Source organism: Enterobacter cloacae complex sp. IR5458, from assembly GCF_049238025.1.
GTDB lineage: Bacteria > Pseudomonadota > Gammaproteobacteria > Enterobacterales > Enterobacteriaceae > Enterobacter > Enterobacter kobei.
This window is the reverse complement of the sequence record NZ_JBMKIF010000005.1, coordinates 139,207-164,789: the sequence shown is the minus strand read 5'-3', so window position 1 is coordinate 164,789 and position 25,583 is coordinate 139,207. Positions and strand designations below refer to the sequence as shown.

Annotated in this window: 24 protein-coding genes; 16 read left to right on the top strand and 8 right to left on the bottom strand. The window is 57.1% G+C overall.

Annotated features, from left to right (window positions below; all coding sequences use genetic code 11):
* The first annotated feature begins 139 nt into the window (after nt 1-139).
* The 6 genes from ppiB (at nt 140) to mnmH (ending at nt 4,615) form a co-directional block, all read left to right on the top strand.
* Nucleotides 140-634: a peptidylprolyl isomerase B gene (gene ppiB / locus ACOTYN_RS06085; protein WP_014882836.1), complete on the top strand. Its 495-nt coding sequence runs from the start codon at nt 140-142 to the stop codon at nt 632-634.
* A 3-nt stretch (nt 635-637) separates the two neighbouring features.
* Nucleotides 638-1,360 (top strand): UDP-2,3-diacylglucosamine diphosphatase, encoded by a 723-nt coding sequence (lpxH, locus tag ACOTYN_RS06080; RefSeq protein WP_332956723.1) that lies wholly within the window; start codon nt 638-640, stop codon nt 1,358-1,360.
* 136 nt (nt 1,361-1,496) lie between these two features.
* Complete coding sequence (locus ACOTYN_RS06075; protein WP_023336837.1) at nt 1,497-1,706, top strand: YdgH/BhsA/McbA-like domain containing protein; 210 nt, start codon at nt 1,497-1,499, stop codon at nt 1,704-1,706.
* Nucleotides 1,707-1,876: 170 nt separating this feature from the next.
* Nucleotides 1,877-2,386 carry a 5-(carboxyamino)imidazole ribonucleotide mutase gene (purE, locus tag ACOTYN_RS06070; protein WP_071922528.1) on the top strand — a complete coding sequence of 170 codons (510 nt, stop codon included), beginning with the start codon at nt 1,877-1,879 and terminating at the stop codon, nt 2,384-2,386.
* Entirely contained in the window at nt 2,383-3,450 is a 1,068-nt protein-coding gene (gene purK / locus ACOTYN_RS06065; RefSeq protein ID WP_014882833.1) for a 5-(carboxyamino)imidazole ribonucleotide synthase, read from the top strand. Before purE ends, purK begins: the two co-directional genes overlap by 4 nt.
* A gap of 94 nt (nt 3,451-3,544) precedes the next feature.
* Nucleotides 3,545-4,615: a tRNA 2-selenouridine(34) synthase MnmH gene (mnmH, locus tag ACOTYN_RS06060; protein WP_045281675.1), complete on the top strand. Its 1,071-nt coding sequence runs from the start codon at nt 3,545-3,547 to the stop codon at nt 4,613-4,615.
* Between the two features lie 87 nt (nt 4,616-4,702).
* Here mnmH and ACOTYN_RS06055 read toward each other — a convergent pair whose 3' ends face one another.
* The 3 genes from ACOTYN_RS06055 to ybbA form a co-directional block, all read right to left on the bottom strand.
* The gene (locus ACOTYN_RS06055; protein ID WP_014882831.1) at nt 4,703-5,848 is read right to left on the bottom strand and encodes a porin; all 1,146 of its coding nucleotides are present in this window, start codon (nt 5,846-5,848) and stop codon (nt 4,703-4,705) included.
* 182 nt (nt 5,849-6,030) lie between these two features.
* Nucleotides 6,031-8,445: a putative ABC transporter permease subunit YbbP gene (gene ybbP, locus ACOTYN_RS06050; protein WP_063943367.1), complete on the bottom strand. Its 2,415-nt coding sequence runs from the start codon at nt 8,443-8,445 to the stop codon at nt 6,031-6,033.
* Complete coding sequence (gene ybbA / locus ACOTYN_RS06045) at nt 8,442-9,128, bottom strand: putative ABC transporter ATP-binding protein YbbA (protein WP_014882829.1); 687 nt, start codon at nt 9,126-9,128, stop codon at nt 8,442-8,444. Before ybbA ends, ybbP begins: the two co-directional genes overlap by 4 nt.
* Between ybbA and tesA the strand changes: the two genes are divergently transcribed.
* From tesA to ACOTYN_RS06030, 3 genes are read left to right on the top strand one after another with little or no spacing between them, the layout of a single operon-like run.
* Nucleotides 9,099-9,722, top strand: a complete 624-nt coding sequence (tesA, locus tag ACOTYN_RS06040) for a multifunctional acyl-CoA thioesterase I/protease I/lysophospholipase L1 (RefSeq protein WP_014882828.1) — start codon at nt 9,099-9,101, stop codon at nt 9,720-9,722. The genes ybbA and tesA overlap by 30 nt on opposite strands.
* Nucleotides 9,723-9,750: 28 nt before the next feature.
* Complete coding sequence (locus ACOTYN_RS06035; protein WP_014882827.1) at nt 9,751-10,521, top strand: SDR family oxidoreductase; 771 nt, start codon at nt 9,751-9,753, stop codon at nt 10,519-10,521.
* A 58-nt stretch (nt 10,522-10,579) separates the two neighbouring features.
* The gene (locus ACOTYN_RS06030; RefSeq protein ID WP_014882826.1) at nt 10,580-11,434 is read left to right on the top strand and encodes a co-chaperone YbbN; all 855 of its coding nucleotides are present in this window, start codon (nt 10,580-10,582) and stop codon (nt 11,432-11,434) included.
* An 86-nt stretch (nt 11,435-11,520) separates the two neighbouring features.
* On the opposite strand, the gene fetB is transcribed toward ACOTYN_RS06030, so the two are convergent.
* Both fetB and fetA read right to left on the bottom strand, forming a co-directional pair.
* Entirely contained in the window at nt 11,521-12,303 is a 783-nt protein-coding gene (fetB, locus tag ACOTYN_RS06025; RefSeq protein WP_023336832.1) for an iron efflux ABC transporter permease subunit FetB, read from the bottom strand.
* On the bottom strand, nt 12,296-12,967 hold the full coding sequence (gene fetA / locus ACOTYN_RS06020) for an iron efflux ABC transporter ATP-binding subunit FetA (RefSeq protein ID WP_014882824.1): 672 nt from the start codon (nt 12,965-12,967) through the stop codon (nt 12,296-12,298). The genes fetB and fetA overlap by 8 nt, the downstream gene beginning before the upstream one ends.
* Before the next feature lie 136 nt (nt 12,968-13,103).
* Here fetA and ACOTYN_RS06015 point away from each other — a divergent pair, with 136 nt between their 5' ends.
* Together ACOTYN_RS06015 and ACOTYN_RS06010 are read left to right on the top strand one after the other, a co-directional pair.
* Entirely contained in the window at nt 13,104-14,018 is a 915-nt protein-coding gene (locus tag ACOTYN_RS06015; RefSeq protein WP_008499312.1) for an SPFH domain-containing protein, read from the top strand.
* A complete protein-coding gene (locus tag ACOTYN_RS06010) occupies nt 14,015-14,467 on the top strand; it encodes an NfeD family protein (RefSeq protein ID WP_023332259.1) in 453 nt (150 codons plus the stop codon). Before ACOTYN_RS06015 ends, ACOTYN_RS06010 begins: the two co-directional genes overlap by 4 nt.
* Here ACOTYN_RS06010 and cueR read toward each other — a convergent pair.
* On the bottom strand, nt 14,464-14,874 hold the full coding sequence (gene cueR / locus ACOTYN_RS06005; RefSeq protein ID WP_014882822.1) for a Cu(I)-responsive transcriptional regulator: 411 nt from the start codon (nt 14,872-14,874) through the stop codon (nt 14,464-14,466). The genes ACOTYN_RS06010 and cueR overlap by 4 nt on opposite strands.
* A gap of 108 nt (nt 14,875-14,982) precedes the next feature.
* Between cueR and copA the strand changes: the two genes are divergently transcribed.
* The 3 genes from copA to ybaK all read left to right on the top strand — a co-directional run bounded on the left by copA (nt 14,983) and on the right by ybaK (nt 19,005).
* Nucleotides 14,983-17,481, top strand: coding sequence for a copper-exporting P-type ATPase CopA (copA, locus tag ACOTYN_RS06000; RefSeq protein ID WP_063943363.1), 2,499 nt, complete (start codon nt 14,983-14,985; stop codon nt 17,479-17,481).
* 50 nt (nt 17,482-17,531) lie between these two features.
* Nucleotides 17,532-18,326, top strand: a complete 795-nt coding sequence (locus ACOTYN_RS05995; RefSeq protein WP_063943361.1) for a TraB/GumN family protein — start codon at nt 17,532-17,534, stop codon at nt 18,324-18,326.
* 199 nt (nt 18,327-18,525) lie between these two features.
* The gene (ybaK, locus tag ACOTYN_RS05990) at nt 18,526-19,005 is read left to right on the top strand and encodes a Cys-tRNA(Pro)/Cys-tRNA(Cys) deacylase YbaK (protein ID WP_023332257.1); all 480 of its coding nucleotides are present in this window, start codon (nt 18,526-18,528) and stop codon (nt 19,003-19,005) included.
* 122 nt (nt 19,006-19,127) lie between these two features.
* On the opposite strand, the gene ushA is transcribed toward ybaK, so the two are convergent.
* Nucleotides 19,128-20,780 (bottom strand): bifunctional UDP-sugar hydrolase/5'-nucleotidase UshA, encoded by a 1,653-nt coding sequence (gene ushA / locus ACOTYN_RS05985; protein ID WP_071922529.1) that lies wholly within the window; start codon nt 20,778-20,780, stop codon nt 19,128-19,130.
* Nucleotides 20,781-20,944: 164 nt separating this feature from the next.
* Here ushA and ACOTYN_RS05980 point away from each other — a divergent pair, with 164 nt between their 5' ends.
* On the top strand, nt 20,945-22,147 hold the full coding sequence (locus tag ACOTYN_RS05980) for an MFS transporter (protein ID WP_023332256.1): 1,203 nt from the start codon (nt 20,945-20,947) through the stop codon (nt 22,145-22,147).
* 232 nt (nt 22,148-22,379) lie between these two features.
* Nucleotides 22,380-24,056: a YbaL family putative K(+) efflux transporter gene (gene ybaL, locus ACOTYN_RS05975; RefSeq protein WP_023336830.1), complete on the top strand. Its 1,677-nt coding sequence runs from the start codon at nt 22,380-22,382 to the stop codon at nt 24,054-24,056.
* Between the two features lie 185 nt (nt 24,057-24,241).
* Here ybaL and ACOTYN_RS05970 read toward each other — a convergent pair whose 3' ends face one another.
* The gene (locus tag ACOTYN_RS05970; protein WP_023338126.1) at nt 24,242-25,546 is read right to left on the bottom strand and encodes an inosine/guanosine kinase; all 1,305 of its coding nucleotides are present in this window, start codon (nt 25,544-25,546) and stop codon (nt 24,242-24,244) included.
* Nucleotides 25,547-25,583: the final 37 nt, after the last annotated feature.

Sequence of the window (25,583 nt, the reverse complement as noted above, 5' to 3'; positions counted from 1 at the left end):
TTCCCTATAATACCTATAATTCGGAATAGGATCAGCACACAATGCAAGGTGATCGCGTCCTGAGGTTATGCTATAACAAGCCCCTATATGTGACCCGAACGCGGGTCGACGTACCACAATAACGGAACAGGATGCAAAAATGGTTACTTTCCACACTAATCATGGCGATATCGTAATCAAAACCTTTGATGACAAAGCGCCTGAAACAGTTAAAAACTTCCTGGACTACTGCCGCGAAGGTTTCTACGACAACACCATTTTCCACCGCGTGATCAACGGCTTTATGATCCAGGGTGGCGGTTTTGAACCGGGTATGAAGCAGAAAGCGACGAAAGAAGCGATCAAAAACGAAGCCAACAACGGCCTGAAAAACACCCGTGGCACGCTGGCAATGGCCCGTACCCAGGCGCCTCACTCCGCGACCGCGCAGTTCTTCATCAACGTGGCTGATAACGACTTCCTGAACTTCTCCGGCGAAAGCCTGCAGGGTTGGGGCTACTGCGTGTTCGCAGAAGTGGTTGAAGGTATGGACGTGGTCGATAAGATCAAAGCCGTCTCTACTGGCCGCAGCGGCATGCACCAGGACGTTCCTAAAGAAGACGTTGTGATTACAAGCGTGACCGTCAGCGAGTAATTCGTGGCGACACTCTTTATTGCGGATCTGCATCTGCAAACAGAAGAACCGGCGATCACCGCCGGTTTTCTGCGTTTTTTACGCGGTGAAGCGAAAAGCGCCGATGCGCTGTACATCCTGGGCGACCTGTTTGAAGCCTGGATTGGCGACGATGATCCTGACCCGCTGCATCGTGAAATCGCCTCCGCCATTAAGGCGCTGGTTGATTCCGGTGTCCCCTGCTATTTCATTCACGGCAACCGTGATTTTCTGCTCGGCAAGCGCTACGCCCGCGAAAGCGGCATGACGCTGCTGCCGGAAGAACAGGTGCTCGACCTCTATGGCCGCAGGCTGCTGATTATGCACGGCGATAAGCTCTGCACGGACGATACCGGCTATCAGGCGTTTCGCGCCAAAGTTCACACCCCCTGGATCCAGACGCTGTTTCTTGCCCTGCCGCTCTTTGTCCGTAAACGCATCGCAGCCAGAATGCGTGCGGGCAGTAAAGCCGCTAACAGCAGTAAATCCATGACCATCATGGACGTCAATCCGCAGGCCGTAGTGAGCGTAATGGAAAAACATGGGGTTCAGTGGTTAATCCACGGTCATACCCACCGCCCTGACGTTCATTCCCTTCTTGCCAACGGCGAACCGGCCCATCGCGTCGTACTGGGTGCCTGGCACAGCGAAGGTTCCATGGTCAAAGTGACGCCTGAGGGTGTTGAGCTGATTGCGTTTCCGTTTTAACCCTCACACTATCATTCTATTTTTTTGAACAATATCGGCAAATTGTTTCGATTTTAATCAGCCCGTGGTCGGCCTATTATTTATCACATCAGGGCAACACGCCCTATCACAGATAAAATACTTAAGGAATACGACCATGAAATCCATCAAAACTTTCGTTGCAGTTGCCGCTCTTTCCCTGGTTTCTTTCGGTTCTTTCGCTCAAAGTGTGAGCGCAACCGCCTCTACCCTTGACCGTGCAGAAGCGAAAATTGCCGCGCAGGCTGCTGAACAAGGCGCGTCTTACAAAATCACGAGCGCCCAGTTCAACAACCGCGTACACATGACGGCAGAACTGACTAAATAATGATTGCCCATCGACGAAAACAGACCGCCAGATGCGGTCTGTTTTGTTATGCCTTACGGCCTACAACGGCTCAAGATTTAACCGCGCAACCGTTTTCCTTGCCCGTATAACATGCTATTCTCTGTGCCCTCGAAAGCAGTGTGTTTCGCACCACAGGAGTTTTAAGACGCATGTCTTCCCGCAATAATCCGGCGCGTGTCGCCATCGTGATGGGGTCCAAAAGCGACTGGGCTACCATGCAGTTCGCCGCCGAAATCTTTGAAATCCTGAATGTTCAGCACCACGTTGAAGTGGTCTCCGCGCACCGTACACCGGACAAACTGTTCAGCTTCGCCGAAAGCGCCGAAGAGAATGGCTATGAGGTGATCATTGCCGGTGCGGGCGGCGCAGCACATCTGCCCGGCATGATTGCCGCTAAAACCCTGGTACCGGTTCTCGGTGTCCCGGTCCAAAGCGCCGTGTTAAGCGGTGTGGATAGCCTCTACTCCATCGTCCAGATGCCGCGCGGAATCCCTGTCGGCACGCTGGCGATTGGTAAAGCGGGTGCGGCTAATGCCGCCCTGCTGGCGGCGCAAATTCTTGCGACGCACGATAAAGCATTACACCAGCGTCTGGCGGAGTGGCGTAAAGCCCAGACCGATGAGGTGCTGGATAATCCAGACCCGCGGGGTGCGGCATGAAGCAGGTTTGCGTCCTCGGTAACGGCCAGTTAGGCCGCATGCTGCGCCAGGCCGGTGAACCGCTGGGTATTGCCGTCTGGCCTGTCGGGCTGGATGCCGAACCGGAAGCGGTTCCGTTCCACCAGAGCGTGATCACCGCCGAGATCGAACGCTGGCCAGAAACCGCGCTGACCCGCGAGCTGGCCCGCCATAACGCCTTCGTTAACCGCGACGTGTTTCCGATCATTGCCGACCGTCTGACGCAAAAGCAGCTGTTCGACAAGCTCGGTCTGGCGACCGCGCCGTGGCAGCTGTTGTCCGATAAAGGCGAGTGGAATGACGTGTTCGCGATGCTGGGCGAGCTGGCGATCGTGAAGCGCCGCGTCGGCGGCTACGACGGCCGCGGCCAGTGGCGTCTGCGTGCGCACGAAACCGCGGAGCTGCCGGACGACTGCTACGGCGAGTGTATCGTTGAGCAGGGCATCAACTTTAGCGGCGAAGTGTCCCTGGTTGGCGCACGCGGGCATGACGGACACACCGTCTTTTATCCGCTGACACATAACCTGCATCAGGACGGCATTCTGCGCACCAGCGTCGCCTTCCCTCAGGCAAACGCCGACCAGCAGGCGCAGGCGGAAGACATGCTCTCAGCCATAATGCACGAGCTGGGTTACGTGGGCGTGATGGCGATGGAGTGTTTTGTTACCCCATCCGGCCTGCTGATCAACGAGCTGGCGCCGCGCGTGCATAACAGCGGCCACTGGACGCAAAACGGTGCCTCCATCAGCCAGTTCGAGCTCCACCTGCGTGCCATCACCGATTTGCCACTGCCGCAGCCGGTCGTGAACAGCCCGTCGGTAATGATCAACCTGATCGGGACCGATCTGAACTACGACTGGCTCAAGCTGCCGCTGGTGCATCTGCACTGGTATGACAAAGAGGTCCGCCAGGGTCGTAAAGTGGGTCACCTGAACCTGAACGATAGCGACACGGGCCGCCTGAGCGCCACCCTGGAAGCCATGATCCCTCTCCTGCCGCCGGAATACGCGAGCGGCATTGTCTGGGCTCAGTCAAAGCTTAAATAAGCGATAAGTGCCGGGGAGTTGATCTTCCCCTTCCCCGGCCTCTCCTCTCGCGCGTAAAATCCCCGCCATTGCTGGTTTTATTTCTGGAATACCCATGAACGATGGAACGGACTATCGCGCGATCCTCGCGTCTGATACCCCTTTAATCGACGTTCGCGCGCCGATAGAATTTGCCCAGGGCGCGATGCCCGCCGCCCTTAACCTGCCGCTGATGAACGACGACGAACGCGCCGCCGTGGGCACCTGCTATAAACGTCAGGGCCCCGAGGCCGCACTGGCGCTCGGCCACAGTCTGGTCAACGGCGAGACGCGTGAGGCGCGCATTAACGCCTGGCGTGAAGCCAGCCTTGCTCACCCTGAAGGTTATCTCTGCTGCGCGCGCGGGGGCCAGCGTTCACATATCTCACAGGCCTGGCTGAAAGAGGCCGGTGTCGATTACCCGCTGATCCGCGGCGGCTATAAAGCCCTGCGCCAGACGGCGATTCAGGTGACGATTGAGCAGTCGCAAAAGCCGATGGTGCTTATCGGCGGCTGTACCGGAAACGGGAAAACCCTGCTGGTGAAGCAGCATGCGCAGGGTATCGATCTGGAAGGGCTGGCGCACCACCGCGGTTCGTCCTTTGGCCGCACGCTCACTCCGCAACTGTCCCAGGCCAGCTTTGAAAATCATCTTGCCGTCGAGCTGTTAAAAAAAGATGCCGCACGCTGGGTGCTGGAAGATGAAGGTCGAATGATTGGCTCCAACCACCTGCCGGAGTGCCTGCGCGACCGCATGAATGAAGCGCCCATCGCGGTTGTCGAGGATCCGTTTGATATTCGTCTTGAGCGTCTGCGCGAAGAGTACTTCGATCACATGTGGGCGGATTTTTCTGCCGCTTATGGTGAAGAGGCTGGCTGGAAAGAGTACAGCGCGTATCTGCACCACGGACTGTTCGCCATTCGCCGCCGCCTGGGGCTACAGCGTTTTGCGGAACTGACTGCCCTACTCGATTCCGCGTTGCTTGAACAGCAACGGACGGGCTGCACCGAGGTTCACTTTAGCTGGCTTGCGCCCCTGCTTAACGACTATTACGACCCGATGTACAGCTATCAGCTTGAGAAGAAAGCGGAGAAGATTATTTATCGCGGCACGTTCGCAGAGGTTGCGGACTGGTTGAATCGCTGAAAAAAGCCGGGTGGCGGCTACGCCTTACCCGGCCTACGCGTGCTTTTGTAGCCCCGGTAAGCGCAGCGCCACCGGGGAACAGACGACTTAGAAGTCGTAACGCAGACGCACCAGGTTCATGTCGCCCAGGTTGTCGGTGCTGGAGGTGAACACGTGTTCGTAATCCACGCGGAAACCGTAATCCAGCTGGAAGCTGATACCCACGCCATTGTCGATGCGCTGGTAGTTACGGCCATTCACATACTCAATGCGGTCGCCCATGAAGTAAGGCTGGATGGATTTCACCGCATACTGGCCGATCGGGAATTTATACCCTGCGAAGTATTCAATACCCCACGCGTCGCCCGCAAAGTAGTCGTTAACAGACACTTTTTTGGTGGTCAGGAAGTTCTGATACCAGCCGCCGCCTGCGGAGAAGGTCCAGTTGTCCGGCGTCCAGCTCAGCGCGGTACCGAGGATGTTCTGGTCGTAGGTTTTGCTGTCGCCGTTGTCCGGGTTACGCATGTCCGCACGGGTGTAGTTCCACGCTGCGCCCCAGGTCAGGTCGGTGGTCAGGTGGTAATCCAGGCCCAGTGAACCGCCGCCTTTACGCTTATAGCGCAGGCCGTTACCCGGCAGGTATTCGCTGTCTTCAAACAGGTAAGATGCATAGATGTCGGCATCACCCACGGTTTTCTTGTATTTCAGCATCTGGCGTGAACGGTAAGAACCGTCGTAGTCGCCGTTGATCCCGTTACCTGGTGCCTGAGCAATCATGTCGTAGTCCCAGATATCGGTTTTCGCGCCCACCACATCATAGTAAACGCTGTTCTGTTGACCGAAGGTCAGCGTACCCCAGGTATCGCTCTTCAGGCCGGTGTAGAGCATACGGCGAGTGGTATCGTGTGCGCCGTCTGCATAGTGATGATCCCAGTTAAACTGGGCAGGGATGTTCACACCCAGTTCGTAGTAGCTTATCCAGCTAATATCATCAAACAGGTAGTAATCAGCCGCGAAACGGAAACGGGTACCACCGTCAAAACCGTTACGTTTATAGCTGTTTTTACCGTCGTCGCCGGTCATGTTCTGGAACTGAGGACGAATGCTGCCGCCAACGGTAAAGTTCAGACGGCTCAGCGGGTTACCCGCCTGCGGATCCTGTTTAAGAACGGTGATTTCCGCCTGAGAAGCGAAGGTCGTTAATGCCACTGCCGCGCCAATCGTTACCGCCAGCGCTGATTTTTTTATAGTCATTATTTTTCCTTAATAGACACGCTGCTAAATATTTAGCGGGTGAATATTAACTGGAAATAATCGGGCTGTGTGGACGGGTTTTTAATGTTTTGTGCTACTAAATACGTGGGTATTATCACTTTGTGCTTTTAAAATATTGCACACCGGCATAAAAACCGGCGTGCAATTATCACGGAGCTGGATTACCCCATAAACTGCCGGAACAGCGCTTTGCCCCTTAACAGGCGCGTTCCGAGCCAGCCCCCGCAGAGGGAGAGCAGCACCGCGCCGCAGAGAGGCAGAATCAGCCAGAGACGCCAGTCAGGCTCCCACGGGAAGTCGAAGACACGTGTCTGCAACACCGCCAGCGCCGTCTCGGCGCCAATCGCGGCCACCAGACCTGCCACCAGCCCCAGCAGCGCAAACTCGCTCCAGAGCGTCATCCGCAGCAACCGCTTCCCGGCCCCCAGCGTGCGGTAGACCACCAGCTCCTGATGGCGCTGACGCATGCCCACCTGCACCTGGGCCAGCAGCAACAGCACGCCGCAGATGGTCACCAGCACCACCATGACCTCCAGCGCGCGGCTCACCTGCTCCAGTACCTGTCCCACCTGCTTCAGGATCGCCCCAATATCCAGCAGGCTGACCGTCGGGAATTCCCGGTTAAGCTGCGTCAGCATGCCGTTGCCATTTTCCCAGCGGAAGCTGGTCAGCCAGCTTTGCGGCTGTCCATCCAGCGCCCCCGGCGGGAAGATAAAGAAGAAGTTGGGCCGCAGGCTTTCCCAGTCCACCTTTCGCAGGCTGGTGACTTTGGCGGTAAAGTCCTGGGTATCGCCGGTGAAGGTCACGCTGTCCCCGAGCTTCACGTTCAGGCGCACCGCCAGCCCTTCCTCCATTGATACCTCCCCCACTTTCGGCGGCCAGGTGCCTGCCGTGATCGGGTTATGGTCGGGCCGTTTCTCCTGCCAGGTCAGGTTAAGTTCGCGGTTCAGCGACTCGTCCTTGTTCCCCTCCGTCGACTGCCCGTTGATTTGCGTCAGACGGGCGCGAACAATCGGATAAAATGACTCCGGGACAATATGATGCTCAGAGAGGAAACCCTTCAGCGGCGTAACCTGCTCAGGCGCGATATTGATCAGAAAATAGTTCGGACTTTCCGGGGGAAGCTGCTGCTGCCAGCGATCCAGCAGATCGCCCCGCAGCACCAGCAACAGGGCCAGCAGCATAAACGACAGTGAAAACGCCGACAGCTGGCTGAGCGTAGACCAGGGCTGATGCAGCAGACGATTAACGGCCAGGCGCACGGGCAGCGATTTCACCGTCAGCCTCTTCAGAACGTTGAGCATTATCCAGCCCAGTACGCCGCACAGCAGCGCCAGCACAACCGCACCGGCCAGCACTGCCCACAGCAGCGTGCTGCCGCCCATCAGCCAGGCCAGCAGCCCCACCGCGACCGCAATAATCACCGGAAGGTAGAACTTCAGCGGCCAGACGTTCGCCACCACATCATTACGCAGCACGCGCAGCGGCTGCGTCGCGAGCAGCAGCCGGTAGGGCCGCAGCCCCACCAGCACCGAGATCACGACCATCGCGCCAATCGCCCACAGCCACGGCCAGAAGCTGGCGGGTGGCAATGCGGACGGAAGCACCGGTTTTAACATCACCATCAGCAGTTTTTCAAACAGCAGCCCTATGATTCCGCCAGTGAACACCGACAAAACCAGCAGCATTAGCCACTGGCCGACGATCAGCTTGCGCAGCTGCGCCCGTCCCGCGCCGAGGGTTTTAAGGATCGCCACCCGATCGTAGCGGCTGCGGCAGTAATGCCCCATCGCCACCGCCACTGCCGCTACCGCCAGCAGCAGGGTTAAGAGCGCCGAAAGCAGCAGGAACTGCTGAGAGCGCTCCAGAGATTTACCGAGCGCCCCCTCGTCCTGCTCCAGCCCGTACCAGCGGTGCTCCGGTTTAAGCTGCGGGAGTAGCCATTTTTCATACCCATCAAGCTGGGCTGGCGTGCCGCCGAACTTGTAGCGCCAGGTGACGCGGCTGCCCGGCTGGACAGCATGGGTTGCCGGAACATCCGCCGTGTTCATCAGCAGGCGTGGCGCAAGCTGGAAGGGGTTAAAGCCGGAGTCGGGCTCCTGCACCACCTCCCCGGCAATTTTCAGCGTGGCATCACCCACGTCAATACTGTCACCGGCTTTCAGGTTCAGAAGCGCCATTAAACGCGATGCCAGCAGCACCGTGCCGGGCGTTGGTTTTAACCCCGGCGGACTGGTTTGTAAGTCACCGTACATCGGGTAGACATCATCCACGGCTTTCACGCTGGCGAGCTGCGGCGTGTCTCCCGCAAAGGTCATGGTCTGGAAGGTGATTTGCTCCCCCACCTTCAACCCTGCTTTGTGCGCTTCCTCAATCCAGCCCGGCGGAACAGGACGCGAGCTTTGCAGCGCCCGGTCCCCGGCCATAAACTCCCGGCTCTGCTGGCTGAGCCCTTTTTCCATACGGTCGCTGACGCTGCCGAGCGCCAGCACGCAGGCCACCGCCAGGCTTAACGCCAGCCAGACAATCAGCAGCGAGGGCGAGCGCCACTCGCGCCAGAACCAGCGGGCAATCATGCTTCCTCCTGAAGCGTACCGTTGACCAGCCGCAGACGCCGGTCGCAGCGGGCGGCCAGCTGCGGATCGTGGGTCACGAGGATCAGCGTGGTACCGTGTTCACGGTTAAGCGAGAACAACAGATCCGCGATTTTGTCGCCGGTTTTACGGTCAAGGTTGCCGGTGGGTTCATCAGCAAACAGCACTTCCGGGCGGCCATTAAAGGCGCGCGCCAGCGCCACACGCTGTTGCTCCCCGCCGGAAAGCTGTGCGGGAAGATGGCTGAGGCGCTTGCCCAGACCGAGCTGTTCCAGCAACGCCTTCGCATGGGCGCGGCTTTCGCGACTCTTTTCACCGCGCAACAGCGCCGGGAGTTCGACGTTCTCCAGCGCGTTCAGCGTGGGGATCAGCATAAAAGACTGAAAGACAAACCCGATGTGGCGCGCACGCAGCGCAGCACGCGCCTCTTCATCAAGCTGGTGCAGCGGCTGCCCGACAAGATGAACCTCGCCGCTGCTCCCGTCGTCCAGACCGGCCAGAATCGCCAGCAGCGTGGACTTGCCGGAACCGGATTCGCCAATCAGCGCGATGGTTTCAGCGCGTTTGACAACGAGTTCAACTCCAGTAAGGATGGAAAGCTCGTGTTCCCCCTGACCGACGGACTTCTTAAGACGATGAACTTCAACACTGTTTTCCGCTGGCATTTGCCCTTCCTGTTCTTGATTCTGATGACCTTCCGCGCGGCGGCAGCGGACACGTTACTGATTCTCGGCGACAGCCTGAGCGCGGGCTATCGCATGGCGGCCAGCGCAGCCTGGCCCGCTCTGCTCAACGATAAATGGCAGAGCAAGACGACGGTTATCAACGGCAGCATCAGCGGCGATACCTCGCAGCAGGGCCTGTCGCGCCTGCCAGCGCTACTCAAACAGCATCAGCCGCGCTGGGTGCTGGTTGAGCTTGGCGGCAACGATGGATTACGCGGTTTCCAGCCTCAGCAGACGGAACAGACGCTGCGCACCATTTTGCAGGACATCAAGGCGGCAAACGCCCAGCCGCTGCTGATGCAAATTCGCCTGCCCGCTAACTACGGTCGTCGGTATAATGAAGCCTTTAGCGCGATCTACCCTAAGCTTGCCAAAGAGTTTGATATTCCGCTGCTGCCATTTTTCATGGAAGAGGTCTATCTCAAACCCCAGTGGATGCAAGACGACGGGATCCACCCCAATCGCGATGCGCAGCCGTTTATTGCCGACTGGATGGCAACGCGGCTGGCTCCTTTAGTTAAACATGACTCCTGATTAAGCGGAGATCCTGACAGGTAAAGTTATGCAAAAATCGGTCTTAATTACAGGATGTTCCAGCGGAATCGGTCTTGAAAGCGCGCTCGAATTAAAGCGTCAGGGATTTCGGGTGCTGGCGGCCTGCCGCAAACCCGACGATGTCGAACGCATGAACGGGCTGGGCTTTACCGGCGTGCTGCTGGATATGGACTCCCCGGAAAGCGTCGAACGCGCCGCCGATGAGGTGATAGCCCTGACCGACAATCGTCTGTACGGGCTTTTTAATAATGCCGGTTACGGCGTGTATGGCCCGCTGGATACGCTCTCGCGCGAAACGCTGGAAAAGCAGTTTTCAACCAACTTCTTTGGTGTCCACCAGCTCACCATGCGTCTGCTCCCCGCCATGCTGCCGCACGGCGAGGGGCGCATCGTGATGACATCGTCAGTTATGGGTCTGATATCAACGCCCGGCCGCGGCGCCTACGCCGCCAGCAAATATGCGCTGGAGGCCTGGTCCGACGCCCTGCGCATGGAGTTACGTCACAGCGGCATTAAGGTCAGCCTGATTGAACCCGGCCCGATCCGCACCCGCTTTACCGAAAACGTTAACCAGACGCAGGCGGATAAACCGGTCGAAAACCCCGGCATTGCCGCACGATTTACGCTCGGGCCCGAAGCGGTGGTTGCTAAAGTGCGCCATGCTTTTGAGAGTGAACATCCCAAAATGCGCTACCCGGTAACGCTGGTCACCCATGCCGTTGGCTGGTTAAAACGTCTGCTACCGGGCCGGATGATGGACAAAATTTTACACGGTTGAGTTGAAGCGACAGCGCTCACCCCCATGTAAATAACAAACCGATAAAAGAGAAGGCCGCATGTCCGTACAGAATATCGTCAATATTACTGAAGCAAACCTGCAACAGATCCTCGAACAGTCGATGGCAAAACCCGTGCTGTTCTACTTCTGGTCTGAACGCAGCCAGCACTGTTTACAGCTGACGCCGGTGCTGGAAAGCCTTGCCGCGCAGTACAACGGTCAGTTCATTCTTGCCAAACTGGACTGTGACGCAGAACCGATGGTGGCGTCTCAGTTTGGTCTGCGCGCCATTCCTACCGTCTACCTGTTCCAGAACGGTCAGCCTGTCGATGGCTTCCAGGGGCCACAGCCGGAAGAGGCCATTCGCGCCCTGCTGGATAAAGTCCTCCCGCGCGAAGAAGAGCTGAAAGCGCAGGAAGCCATGGCGCTGATGCAGGAAGGCAAATACGACGAGGCGCTGCCGCTGCTTAAAGACGCGTGGCAGCTCTCGAATCAGAACAGTCAGATTGGCCTGCTGCTGGCGGAAACGCAGATTGCCCTGCACCGTTCAGAAGACGCCGAAGCCGTGCTCAAAACGGTTCCCCTGCAGGATCAGGACACCCGTTATCAGGGGCTGGTCGCGCAGATTGAACTGCTGAAACAGGCGGCAGATACGCCGGAAATTCAGCAACTGCAGCAGCAGGTCGCTGACAACCCGGCCGATGCGGCTCTGGCAAGCCAGCTGGCGCTGCAGCTGCATCAGGTGGGGCGTAACGAAGAAGCGCTTGAGTTGCTGTTTAGCCATCTGCAAAAAGACCTCGCTGCCGCAGACGGTCAGGCGCGCAAAATGTTCCAGGAGATCCTGGCCGCGCTGGGCACCGGCGATGCGTTGGCGTCGAAGTATCGTCGTCAGCTGTACGCGTTGCTCTACTAACAAAAAAATGCCCGGTGGCGCTTCGCTTACCGGGCCTGGAAAAGTGCGGATCGTAGGCCGGGCAAAGGCAGTGCCGCCCGGCATAATCACCGCACGTTTTTCAACTGCGTCACCACCAGCTGATGGCGCGCGTTGTAAAACTTCCGATAGGTCAGGTAACAGGCAATGATGGTGGACAGGCTTGCCGTTGAGAGCAGCATAAACGTCACCATAATCTGATACTTAATCGCTTTTACCGGATCGATACCGGCAAAAATCAGCCCCGACATCATGCCCGGCAGGCTCACCAGCCCGACCGTTTTGGCTGAATCTACCGTGGGGATCAGCGATGAGCGAATGCTCTCACGAATCAGCCGCGCGGAGGCCACTTTAGGCGTCGCTCCCAGGCTTAATTTCTCCTGTAGCTGCTGCTGTTCACTGCTGAAGCGCTGGCCGAGATTGTTATAGCACAGCCCGACGGCCACCATGGCGTTACCGGCAATCATCCCTGAGATAGGGATAACCTGCATCGGCGTAAATTCAATTGAGCCAGAAAGCACCAGTACCGCCAGCGTTAATGCGGTTCCGGTGGTAATGGCGATAAACGACGAGACAAACGCCTTATCGATGTATTTACTGCGCTTTTGCGCGTTCCACGCCGCATTGAAGCAGATAAACAACACCATCAGCAGCGTCAGCACCGCGTGGTTGACGTTGAAAATATACTTCAGCACATAGCCGACAATAATGAGCTGAATCACCGCGCGGCAGATACTCCACACAATGTCCTTTTCCAGCCCCAGCTTTTCACGGTAGCTGACGACAATCGCGATCAGCACCAGCACCATCGAAAACGCCAGGGATTCGTTCGTAATATTGTGCTCACCCACGGTTTGCCTCCTGCATTTTTCCGCCATGCGGCTGGAGCGTCAGTACGTCATCCGCATGGGTAATTTCGTTAGCGTCATGCGTCACCCACAGCACGGCAATATTCTGCTCGCGGACGTAACGATGAATGATTTCATTGACGTTGCGCTTGTTGGCATCATCGAGCGCGCTGGTGATCTCATCGAGCAGTAACACCTTCGGTAAGAACTGCAGATTACGGATCAGCGAGACGCGCTGCTTTTCGCCGCCCGACAGTTCGGAAACGGACTTTGTCAGGGTGTCCGGCGGCAGATTGAAGCGTGCCAGGTCGGCGGAAAACCGTTCAGGATCGGGCGTCTTATGTCGGATCTGCCAGGGGAAAAGCAGGTTATCGTACACCGTGCTGTCGAACAGGCTAGGGGTTTGCACCGAATAAGAGACCTGCTGGCGGTAAGCCTCGGGTGAAAGCGTTGAAATATCCTTCCCCTCAAAGAAGATCTTTCCCGACGTTGGCGTGAGCAGCGACGCAATGATTTTAAGCAGCGTACTTTTCCCGCAGCCTGAGGGGCCGGTAATCAGTCGAAACTCGCCCGGCAAGAGGCTAAAACTGACATTATTCAGAATGGTGGTACCGCCTGTGCGGTAGCCCACGTCCTCAATGGTTAATACCGCGCTGTTATCCTTCATGTGATCTTCTGCCTTTATCCCAATAATGAGCACTAGTTTACGGCGATGAGTGATAATAAAGCGACTTTCCTCGTATACTTAGGATCAACAAAAAGTGATTTCATTTCTGCCATAGCATGCAAAACAGGAGGTTTTTATGCTCATCGTTGTTCCTGTCCTTATCTTCGTTGCGCTGGTTATCGTCGGCGCAGGCGTCAAAATTGTCCCTCAGGGTTATCAGTGGACCGTCGAACGCTTCGGCCGCTATACCAACACGCTACAGCCTGGCTTGAGCCTGATTGTCCCGTTCATGGACCGCATCGGTCGCAAGATCAACATGATGGAACAGGTGCTGGATATCCCTTCTCAGGAAGTGATCTCCAAGGATAACGCCAACGTTACCATTGATGCCGTCTGCTTTATTCAGGTGATTGATGCGCCGAAAGCGGCCTATGAGGTGAGCAACCTGGAGCTGGCGATCGTTAACCTGACGATGACCAACATCCGTACCGTGCTTGGCTCGATGGAGCTGGACGAGATGCTCTCCCAGCGCGACAGCATCAATACCCGCCTGCTGCACATTGTCGATGAGGCCACGAACCCGTGGGGGATCAAAGTCACCCGTATCGAGATCCGCGACGTGCGCCCGCCGGCAGAACTGATCGCCTCCATGAACGCCCAGATGAAGGCTGAGCGAACCAAGCGTGCCTATATTCTGGAAGCCGAGGGGGTGCGTCAGGCCGAAATCCTCAAAGCGGAAGGGGAAAAACAGTCGCAGATCCTGAAAGCGGAAGGCGATCGTCAGTCCGCATTCTTACAGGCAGAAGCGCGTGAACGTTCTGCAGAGGCGGAAGCCCGCGCGACCCAGATGGTATCCGAGGCGATTGCCGCCGGTGATATCCAGGCCGTGAACTACTTCGTCGCGCAAAAATATACCGATGCACTGAAAGAGATCGGCTCCGCGAACAACAGCAAAGTGGTGATGATGCCGCTGGATGCCAGCAGCCTGATGGGCTCTATCGCAGGGATTGCCGAACTGATTAAAGACAGCGGAAACGAGCGTAAAAAATGATTGAACTGATCGTCGCACATCCTCATGCGTTCTGGCTAAGCCTCGGTGGCTTACTGCTGGCCGCCGAGATGCTGGGCGGCAACGGTTACCTGCTGTGGAGCGGTGTTGCCGCGGTCATTACCGGCCTGGTCGTCTGGCTTCTGCCGCTTGACTGGGCATGGCAGGGGGCGCTGTTTGCCGTGCTGACGCTGGTGGCCGCCTGGCTGTGGTGGCGCTGGCTGAACCGACAGGTAAGCGAACAGAAACCGCTGGATGCCCACCTTAACCAGCGCGGACAGCAGATCGTCGGCAAGCGTTTTACGCTCGACACCCCGCTGGTGAACGGGCGCGGGCATATGCGCGTAGGTGACAGCTCGTGGCCGGTGGTGGCCGACGACGACCTCAGCGCCGGAACACGGGTTGAGGTCATTGCGGTAGAAGGCATTACCCTGCGGGTAAAAGCCTGTTAAGCGTGGGTTTTGCGGTGGCAGCAGCCGGCAAGATTGTCGATAATCGGGCAGTCGGCGCTGTCATCACCCGGACAGGAATCCGCCAGCTGTAACAGCTGTTCACGCATCGACTGTAATTCGATGATATGGCGTTCGATCTCCGCCACTTTTTCCAGCGTGCGTTTTTTCACGTCGGCACTGTGGCGCTTCGGATCGTTAAACAGGTTTACCAGCTCGCCGCACTCTTCCAGGTTAAACCCCACCTGCCTTGCCTGGCGCAGTAACGTCAGTTCATCAAGATGCCGTTGCGTGTAGCTGCGGTAGCCGTTTTCACTGCGCAACGGCGGCGTTACCAGCCCTTTCTCTTCATAAAAGCGAATGGCTTTGCTGGTTAAGCCGGTTTTTTTTGCCACGTCACTGATATTCACATTTCCCCCTTGACCTTCCCCTTGATGGAAGGTTTAACCTTCATAACAGTTAGCGAAAAGCGTTACTCCGGTCAACAACTGACCAGTTCATTATACGGGAGTTTTGTTATGTCTCACACTATTGACCTGACGCTGGACGGCCTCTCCTGCGGCCACTGTGTCAAACGCGTTAAAGAAAGCCTGGAACAGCGTCCTGATGTTGAAAGCGCTGAGGTGACTATCGACCATGCCGCCGTGACCGGCAGCGCCAGCGCGGATGCGCTGATCGATACCATTAAACAAGCGGGTTATGGGGCGGAGCTGAGCCACCCAAAGGCTAAACCGCTGGCAGAGTCATCATCCCCGTCGGAAGCACTGACAGCGGCCACTCCTGAGCTTCCGGCAGCGGATGATATTGATGACAGCCAACAGCTGCTGATCAACGGTATGAGCTGCGCCAGCTGCGTCTCCCGGGTACAGAATGCCTTACAGGCGGTACCGGGCGTCGCACAGGCACGGGTAAACCTTGCGGAGCGTACTGCGCTGGTGATGGGCAGTGCCTCCGCCGCAGAGTTAGTGCAGGCCGTGGAGAAAGCGGGCTACGGCGCAGAGGCCATCGAAGATGATGTCGAACGCCGCGAGCGCCAGCAGGAAACGGCTATCGCCACCATGAAGCGCTTCCGCTGGCAGGCGATTGTCGCCCTGCTGGTGGGGATCCCGGTGATGGTGTGGGGCATGATGGGTGACAACATGATGGTCACCGCCGACAACCGCACGCTGTGGCTGGTGATTGGTCTGATTACCCTTGCGGTCATGGTGTTTGCAGGCGGCCATTTCTATACCAGCGCCTGGAAGAGCCTGAAAAACCGCACCGCGACGATGGATACGCTGGTCGCACTCGGTACCGGCGCGGCGTGGCTCTATTCAATGAGCGTTAACGTCTGGCCGCAGTGGTTCCCGATGGAAGCGCGTCATCTCTATTATGAAGCGAGCGCGATGATTATCGGCCTGATTAACTTAGGCCATATGCTGGAAGCCCGCGCCCGTCAGCGCTCCTCCAAAGCGCTGGAACGATTACTCGATTTAACCCCACCGACGGCCCGCGTGGTCACGGATGAGGGGGAAAAAAGCGTCCCGCTGGCGGAAGTGCAGCCCGGCATGACGCTGCGTTTGACCACCGGCGATCGCGTGCCCGTTGACGGCACGATAACCCAGGGTGAAGCCTGGCTGGATGAAGCGATGCTGACCGGGGAACCCATCCCTCAGCAGAAATCCGACGGCGATGCCGTCCATGCCGGCACGGTCGTTCAGGACGGCAGCGTGCTGTTCACCGCCAGTGCGGTTGGTAGCCATACTACGCTGTCGCGTATTATCCGAATGGTGCGCCAGGCCCAGAGCAGCAAGCCGGAGATTGGCCAGCTTGCTGACCGAATCTCGGCCATTTTTGTGCCGGTGGTGGTCGGTATTGCCCTGCTGAGCGCGGCGATCTGGTATTTCTTCGGCCCTGCGCCACAGATTGTCTACACCCTGGTGATTGCCACCACGGTGCTGATTATTGCCTGCCCATGCGCGCTTGGCCTGGCCACGCCGATGTCCATTATCTCCGGCGTAGGCCGTGCCGCCGAGTTTGGCGTGCTGGTCAGGGATGCGGACGCACTGCAGCGGGCCAGTACGCTGGATACGCTGGTGTTTGATAAAACCGGCACGCTGACCGAGGGGAAACCGCAGGTTGTGGCCGTGAACACCGCAGGCATCGCGCAGGAGGACGCGCTGCGTCTCGCCGCCGCGCTGGAGCAAGGCTCCAGCCACCCGCTGGCGCGCGCCATTCTCGAGAAAGCGAATGCTGCGGCCCTGCCGCAGGTCAGTAACTTCCGTACGCTGCGCGGGCTCGGTGTCAGCGGTGAAGCCGAGGGGCATACGCTGCTGCTGGGTAACCAGGCATTACTCAATGATAATGGTATTGATACCGCGGCGCTGGAAAGCGAACTGAAAGCGCAGGCATCTCAGGGGGCAACCCCGGTTCTGCTGGCGGTGGATGGCAAAACCGCTGCCCTGCTGGCCGTGCGCGATCCACTTCGTCAGGACAGCGTGGATGCCCTGGCGCGTCTGCACCGCGCGGGCTATCGCCTGGTGATGCTGACCGGGGACAACCCGACGACGGCAAACGCTATTGCGAAAGAAGCCGGTATTGATGAAGTCATTGCAGGCGTTCTGCCGGATGGCAAAGCGGATGCGATTAAGAACCTGCAACGCCAGGGACGTCAGGTGGCGATGGTGGGCGACGGCATCAACGATGCCCCGGCGCTGGCCCAGGCAGACGTCGGTATCGCCATGGGGGGCGGGAGCGATGTTGCCATTGAAACCGCCGCCATCACGTTGATGCGCCACAGCCTGATGGGCGTTGCCGATGCGCTGGCCATTTCGAAAGCCACGTTGCGCAACATGAAGCAGAACCTGCTGGGGGCATTTATCTATAACTCGCTCGGTATTCCAATTGCCGCCGGCATTTTGTGGCCGCTGACCGGCACGCTGCTTAACCCGGTGGTTGCAGGTGCGGCAATGGCGCTCTCCTCCATCACCGTGGTGAGTAATGCCAACCGCCTGTTGCGCTTTAAACCGAAAGATTGAACCTTGTTCTCGTACGCGCTAGCATGAACCTTTCCGTTTATGGAGCGCGTATGAGCCTGTTTAATCGTATAAAAACCTCGTTTCGCGCCCTCTTTCCCCGCCGTTATGCGTGGCCCGGCCTGGATATCTCCCTGCCCGGCGGTCAGCACCTGCATCTGGTCGGCAGCATCCATATGGGTACTCAGGATATGTCACCTCTGCCCCCCGGTCTGATAAAACGGCTGAAGCGCGCCGACGCGCTGGTCGTCGAGGCGGATATTTCGGGCCAGGAGTCACCATTTGCCGGGCTTGAAAGCGATCTGACCCTGGCGGAACGTCTGGACGAAGCCCAACTGGCGGAACTGACGCGCGTCGCCGAAGAAACCGGCGTGTCGCTCTCTATGATTGACGCCCTGCCACTCTGGCAAATTGCGATGGTGCTACAGGCCACGCAGGCGCAGCGACTGGGTCTGCGCGGTGACTACGGTATTGATTACCAACTGCTCAATCTGGCAAGAGCGCACAATCTGCCCATCATTGAACTGGAAGGAACGGACAGCCAAATTGCGCTCCTGCGTCAGCTTCCGGACGACGGCCGCATGCTGCTGGATGATACGCTGACCCACTGGCACACCAACGCACGTCTGCTGCAAACCATGATTGGCTGGTGGCTGGATGCGCCGCCAGCAGACGGAAAGCTGGCGCTGCCGTCAACGTTCAGCGAATCGCTGTATGATGTGCTGATGAATGCGCGCAACAATGCCTGGCGAGAGACGCTGCATGCATTACCTGCCGGGGAATACGTGGTTGCGGTCGGGGCGTTACATTTGTACGGAGAAGGGAATTTGCCGTCGCTGCTGAAATAAAAAAATGGCCAATATCTCTATTGGCCCGTCAAAGAGGAATTTCATCGTTTTTATTATGCCGAAGGAGACCTTCGGTTGAGCCGATTGTCGCTCAAAGTGACCATCACTGCCAATACTATTGCGCAAGATGGTGCTATTTTTTAGACAAACGTCAGGCGTATGCTGTTGGCATGATTTGTCTGTCGTAAGAAGGATAGCTATGACTCCCGCCGTTAAATTACTCGAAAAAAACAACATTTCTTTCCGGATCCACACTTACGATCACGATCCGAATGAAACCAACTTTGGCGACGAAGTGGTGCGCAAATTGGGGCTGAACGCTGACCAGGTCTATAAAACGCTGCTGGTTGCGGTGAACGGCGATATGAAACATCTCGCCGTGGCGGTCACGCCCGTCGCCGGACAGCTCGATCTCAAGAAAGTGGCGAAGGCGCTGGGGGCGAAAAAGGTGGATATGGCAGATCCGATGGTTGCGCAACGGACCACCGGCTACCTGGTGGGCGGGATTAGCCCGCTGGGGCAGAAAAAACGCCTGCCGACGCTGATTGATGCCCCTTCGCAGGAATTTGACACGATCTATATTTCAGGCGGCAAACGCGGGCTGGATATCGAGCTGGCGGCGGGCGATCTGGCGAAAATGCTGGACGCGAAGTTTGCGGATATTGCGCGCCGGGAGTGAAAGAAAAAGCCGGGTGGCGGCTACGAGGTAAAAGCAAAACGGTAACATGCGTTACCGTTTTTTGTGTTTGCGCCCTCTCCCGGTGGGAGAGGGTTGGGGTGAGGGCATCAGGCCGCACAACACTACTGCCAGCTCACCTCACCCTTCGGCTCATACGCGTTCACGTCAATCGGTGAATTCTGCTCGATGTACTGCTTCAGCACTTCCGCATCAATAAAGCCGGTATTCACATAGCCCGGTTTATTATCAATATGCGGATAACCGTCGCCGCCGGTGGCGTTAAAGCTCAACGTCGCCAGACGGTAGGTTTTTGCCGGGTCGACCGGTTCGCCTTTGATCTTCAGATCATTCAGTTTGCCGTCTTTTGCCACAAAGCTGACGTTGGCAAACTGCGGATAGGCCCCGGAATCCGGCTTCATCTGCGCGACGGCGGTCAGGTAGTCAATCGCCTCTTTGCCGGTCATGTCGGCATAGACCACTACGTTACCAAACGGCTGCACCTTCAGGACATCCTTGTAGGTGATATTTCCGCCTTCAATAGAGTCACGAATGCCGCCCCCGCTCATTACGCCAAAATCAGCACCGGTGCGCGCCATTTGCGCCGCCAGCACCAGGTGTCCCATGTTGGTCTGCACGAAGCGGACTTTACTGCGGTCCCCCTCCAGACGACCATTCAGCGTGCCGATTTTCACGTCCAGCTGCGCTTTGCCTTTATTCTGGAACGGTGTCAGCAGGGAGAGCATCTGCGTGTTCTCAGCGATCTCTGGCGTGTAAAGTACGCGCTCACTTTTCCCGTCCGGGTAGGTCACTTTCTTCTTCAGGTTGACCGGAATGAGCTGGTAGTGCACCAGTTTCATCTCGCCGTTACGGAACTCAAAGTCCGCCCGGCCCACGTATTTACCCCATTCGTGGGCCTGCACAATCCAGATACCGTTCTGACGGTCCGGCGCACACGGCGTGCCCGGCACGTAATCCACCTGTTTTTTATTCTCCGATGCCATGCACACCGGATCCTGTGAGTGCCCCCCCACAATCATGGCCAGTGACCCTGCAGGCAGGCTGCGCGCCATCTCCACGTCGCCGGGTGCATTGGAGCCGTGCTCACCGTTGTCGTAGTGCCCCATGTGCGTGGTGGCGATAATCACGTCCGGCTTTTCGTTCTGCTGCAGTTCCTGAATCACCAGCTTCGCTTCGTCTGCCGGTTTGCGGAATTCAATATCCGTAAAGAACTCGGGATTGCCGATTTTTGCCGTATCGTCGGTGGTTAAGCCAATGACTGCGATCTTCAAATCCTGACGCTTAAACAGCGCCCAGGGTTTGAACAGCCGTTCGCCGGTGCTTTTCTGGTAAATGTTGGCGGAGAGGAAGGGGAATTTGGCCCATTTTTCCTGCTGACGCAGCACCGTCAGCGGGTTATCAAACTCATGGTTACCGACGGCCATCGCGTCGTAGCCAATCAGATTCATGCCACGGAAATCCGGCTCGGCATCCTGTAAATCAGATTCCGGCACGCCGGTATTAATATCACCGCCTGAGAGCAACAGCACGCTGCCGCCCTGGGCTGCCACCTCTTTGCGAATGCCGTCCACCAGCGTTTTTTGCGCCGATAGACCATATTCGCCATATTCACTGCGCCAGAAATGACCATGATGATCGTTGGTATGCAGGATGGTGATTTTATAGGTTTTATCTTTTTCATACGCCTGCGCGGGCAGGCTTACCAGACCCCATGCGGCGATGAGCGCCAGCGCGACGCCCCGCTTCATTAACTTCATCTTCTCTCTCCCTGACCAATAGACAAAGGCAAAAATTACAGTGACTCACAATAATAGACAAATAAGTTTTCAGAATTGCGACTTTCTTCAAATGTCCCGGGCGGGTATGTTAGTCGGATAATAATTACACCCTGCATCTCTAATAACAAAACAACGTGGTATTTATGGCAATTAGCGAATCAACCCCGGCGTCGCCGCCAAAATCGCGCACCTCTTTTAAGGTATTAGGCGCAATCAGTCTTTCGCACCTGCTCAACGACATGATCCAGTCGTTGATTCTGGCAATTTATCCGCTGCTGCAGTCCGAGTTTTCGTTAACTTTCGTGCAGATCGGGATGATCACCCTCACCTTCCAGCTGGCTTCCTCGCTGCTGCAACCGGTGGTGGGCTACTGGACGGACAAATACCCGATGCCGTGGTCGCTGCCGATTGGCATGTGCTTTACCCTGAGCGGTCTGGTATTGCTGGCGATGGCTGGCAGCTTTGAGGCGGTGTTGATTGCTGCCGCGCTGGTGGGTACCGGGTCGTCCGTCTTCCACCCTGAGTCCTCACGCGTGGCGCGTATGGCCTCCGGCGGCCGTCACGGGCTGGCGCAGTCACTTTTCCAGGTCGGCGGTAACTTTGGCAGCTCCCTCGGCCCCTTGCTGGCGGCGGTGATTATCGCCCCGTATGGCAAAGGGAATGTGGCGTGGTTTGTGCTGGCCGCACTGCTGGCGATTATCGTGCTGGCGCAGATCAGCCGCTGGTATGCCGCTCAGCATCGCGTAAATAAGGGGAAACCTAAAGCGAAGGTTATCAATCCCCTGCCCCGAAATAAGGTCATTCTGGCGGTTTCCGTACTGCTGGTGCTGATTTTCTCGAAATACTTCTACATGGCAAGCATCAGCAGCTATTACACCTTTTATCTGATGCAAAAATTCGGATTATCGGTACAAAATGCGCAAATCCACCTGTTTGCCTTCCTGTTCGCGGTTGCTGCCGGAACGGTTATTGGCGGGCCGGTGGGTGATAAGATTGGCCGGAAATATGTTATTTGGGGCTCTATCCTCGGTGTCGCGCCGTTTACCCTTATTTTGCCGTATGCCAGCCTCGAATGGACGGGCATTTTAACCGTGATCATTGGTTTTATCCTCGCCTCGGCATTTTCCGCCATTCTGGTCTATGCCCAGGAGCTGTTACCGGGCCGTATCGGTATGGTTTCCGGACTCTTTTTCGGTTTCGCCTTCGGTATGGGCGGGCTTGGTGCAGCGGTGTTGGGGATGGTCGCGGATCACACCAGCATCTTCCTGGTTTATAAAATCTGCGCTTTCCTGCCACTTCTGGGGATGTTGACCATATTCCTGCCTGATAATCGTCACAAAGCGTGAATTACAGGTAGCCAAAGTAAAACTTTGGCTACCTGCCACCCTTATGCCATAAGGGTTTCCTCTCCATCCCTGACCTGAATTTATCAATATGCGCTTTTTTACGCGCATATTGCCGTTTTATTCAAACTTCAACAATTATTCATAAACATAAGGGCAAAAATTGTCATAAACTATTACCTGGTCTTTTGGTATTCACGCCAAAAATGGAACACTCACCGCGAAAGGAGACGGAATGCACCACGCCACACCGCTTATCACCACCATTGTTGGTGGACTTGTGCTCGCTTTTATCCTTGGCATGATTGCCAATAAACTGCGTATTTCTCCTCTTGTCGGCTATTTATTAGCGGGGGTTCTGGCGGGACCGTTTACGCCAGGTTTTGTCGCGGATACCAAGCTGGCGCCTGAGCTGGCGGAATTAGGCGTGATTCTGCTGATGTTTGGTGTTGGCCTGCACTTTTCCCTGAAGGACCTGATGGCGGTAAAGTCGATCGCCATACCTGGCGCGATCGCCCAGATAGGGGTGGCGACGCTGCTGGGGATGGCGCTTTCGGCCGTGCTGGGCTGGTCGTTGATGACCGGTATCGTATTTGGGCTGTGTCTCTCAACCGCCAGTACCGTGGTGCTGCTGCGCGCGCTTGAAGAGAGACAGCTGATAGACAGCCAGCGCGGGCAAATCGCGATAGGCTGGCTGATTGTGGAAGATCTGGTGATGGTGCTGACGCTGGTGCTGTTGCCTGCCGTCGCCGGAATGATGGAAAAAGACAACATCGGCTTCGCCTCGCTGGCGCTGGATATGAGTATCACCATCGGTAAAGTGGTGGCGTTTATCGCCATCATGATGCTGGTGGGCCGTCGTCTGGTGCCGTGGATCCTGTCCCGCAGCGCGGCGACCGGCTCCCGCGAGCTGTTTACGCTTTCCGTGCTGGCGCTGGCGCTGGGGATCGCTTTTGGCGCTGTTGAACTGTTCGACGTCTCCTTTGCCCTGGGCGCGTTCTTCGCCGGAATGGTGCTGAACGAGTCTGAGCTGAGCCACCGCGCCGCGCATGACACCCTGCCCCTGCGTGATGCCTTCGCCGTGCTGTTCTTTGTCTCCGTCGGCATGCTGTTTGATCCGATGATTCTGGTTCAGCAGCCGCTGGCCGTGCTGGGCACGCTGGCGATCATTATCTTCGGTAAGTCGCTCGCCGCCTTCTTCCTGGTGCGGATGTTCGGCCACTCCCCGCGTACGGCGCTGACGATTGCCGCCAGCCTGGCGCAGATTGGTGAGTTCGCCTTTATCCTCGCGGGTCTGGGTATGGCTCTGAACCTGCTGCCCCAGGCCGGGCAGAATCTGGTGCTGGCGGGGGCAATTCTGTCGATTATGCTGAACCCGGTCCTGTTTGCCCTGCTGGAAAAATACCTCGATAAAACCGAAACGCTGGAAGAGCAGACGCTGGAAGAAGCCATCGAAGAGGAGAAGCAGATCCCGGTGGATATCTGCAACCATGCGCTGCTGGTCGGCTTTGGTCGCGTGGGCAGCCTGCTCGGTGAGAAGCTGATGGCGCAGGGCATTCCGCTGGTGGTGATTGAAACCTCACGCACCCGCGTTGATGAACTGCGCGAGCGTGGTATTCGTGCGGTGCTGGGCAATGCGGCCAACGAGGAGATTATGGCGCTGGCGCATCTGGACTGCGCGCGCTGGCTGCTGCTGACTATTCCGAATGGCTATGAAGCGGGCGAGATTGTAGCCACCGCGCGTGAGAAATGCCCCAATATTGAGATTATCGCCCGGGCGCATTATGACGATGAGGTGGAGTACATCACCGAGCGCGGTGCGGATAAGGTAGTGATGGGCGAACGTGAGATTGCGAACACGATGCTGACGCTGCTGGCGAAACCGCCGGTTGAAGAGGCTGCTACGGGGTAAGATTTTTGCGGTCTGATGCCCTCACCCTGACCCTCTCCCACGGGGAGAGGGAACAAACACTAAAAACGGCAACGGGCGTTGCCGTTTTGCTTTTACCTTGTGCGGTCTGATGCCCTCACCCTGGCCCTCTCCCACGGGGAGAGGGGACAAACACTAAAAACGGCAACAGGGTTGCCGTTTTGCTTTTACCTGTCCCAATAAGCCTCTTCGAGGCTGTCTTCCCGTTCCGGCAGGCCACGCGTTAAGCGCGGTGAATGCTGGTTCAGCACCTGATAGCTCACGCGGTTCGCGTACTTACACACCTGCGCCAGCGACGAATAGGTCAGCCAGTTGAACTTGTGTTTGCTGGAGTTGGGTACGTTGGTTTTGTGGTAGGCATTGGCGGTAATGTCGTGCAGCAGTGCTGCCAGCGCGCCGTCACCCGCCCCGTTGGTGTTCATGATCTTCTCCGGTCCGCCCATATAAGGCGCAATGTGGGAGTAGATACGCAGCGGGTTGAGGCAATCTTTATGGCGCATACCGCGGCTGAACTCGTACTGGTTGAACTCGGCAATCGCGCCAGGGAGCAACGGGTGCTGGGTTTTGCGTTTGCTCTCTTCTTCCGTAAAGCCCGCCATATAGAGCCCGACGGGGCCGGCAGTGCAAAGCACCAGATCCACCCAGTCCAGCGCTTTGTCAGAGGCCAGCAGCGGATCGCTCTCACCGGTGAGCGCTTCGGCCTCTTCTTCGTTCATCGCCAGAATTGAGACGTGCTCTTTCAGGAACGCCTGCCACCACTCGGGGTTATCGGCAATCACGAATTTGGTGCCCAGCGTGAGAACCACCGGCACGTCGTACTTTTTCGCGTACTCGATCGCTTTCATGGTCGCTTCCGGCATCGGCTCGCCCGGCTTGCAGCGTACCAGATAGGAGGTCAATACCAGCGCAGAGGCACCCGCAATCACCTCTTCAGGAATACTCTCGGCGCGCAGCTTATTCATATGGCCAGGGCTGATGGCAAACGTACGCTCCCCGGATTCGCCGATCAGCGTGAAGCAGCGGCCAATCGGCCCGTTAACGCCCTGAAGATAGTTCAGATCGGTACGGCTGGAGGTGTTGCACAAATAGCGGTAGGCATAACCACCGATTTCAATGTTACTGCACATCACGCCGAGCAGTACCGAGCGGTCATCGGCCAGCACGGAGTAGTTGTGCATAGTGTTACCGATGGTCCCCCCGGCAAACTGATGGGTAATGAGATTTTCACGCACCAGCTCCTGGTACAGCGCTTCGGCAACGTCGTCTTCGATCACCAGGGAATGACCGGCGCTCAGACCATAACGGGCGACAAACTCATCATCCACTTTCGCTTCAATGTCCACCAGCGTCTGGTCGATACCAACGACCCAGGCGGCGCTGGTTTCATTTTCAGGCTGGATTTGCTGCAGGAGCGGATCGCGCGCATCAACGGGAAAGTAGTGTTTGGATTTACGTTTACCGGGAAATTTCATGGTCTGAACTGTATGAAGAATATGGGCCGGGAATGGT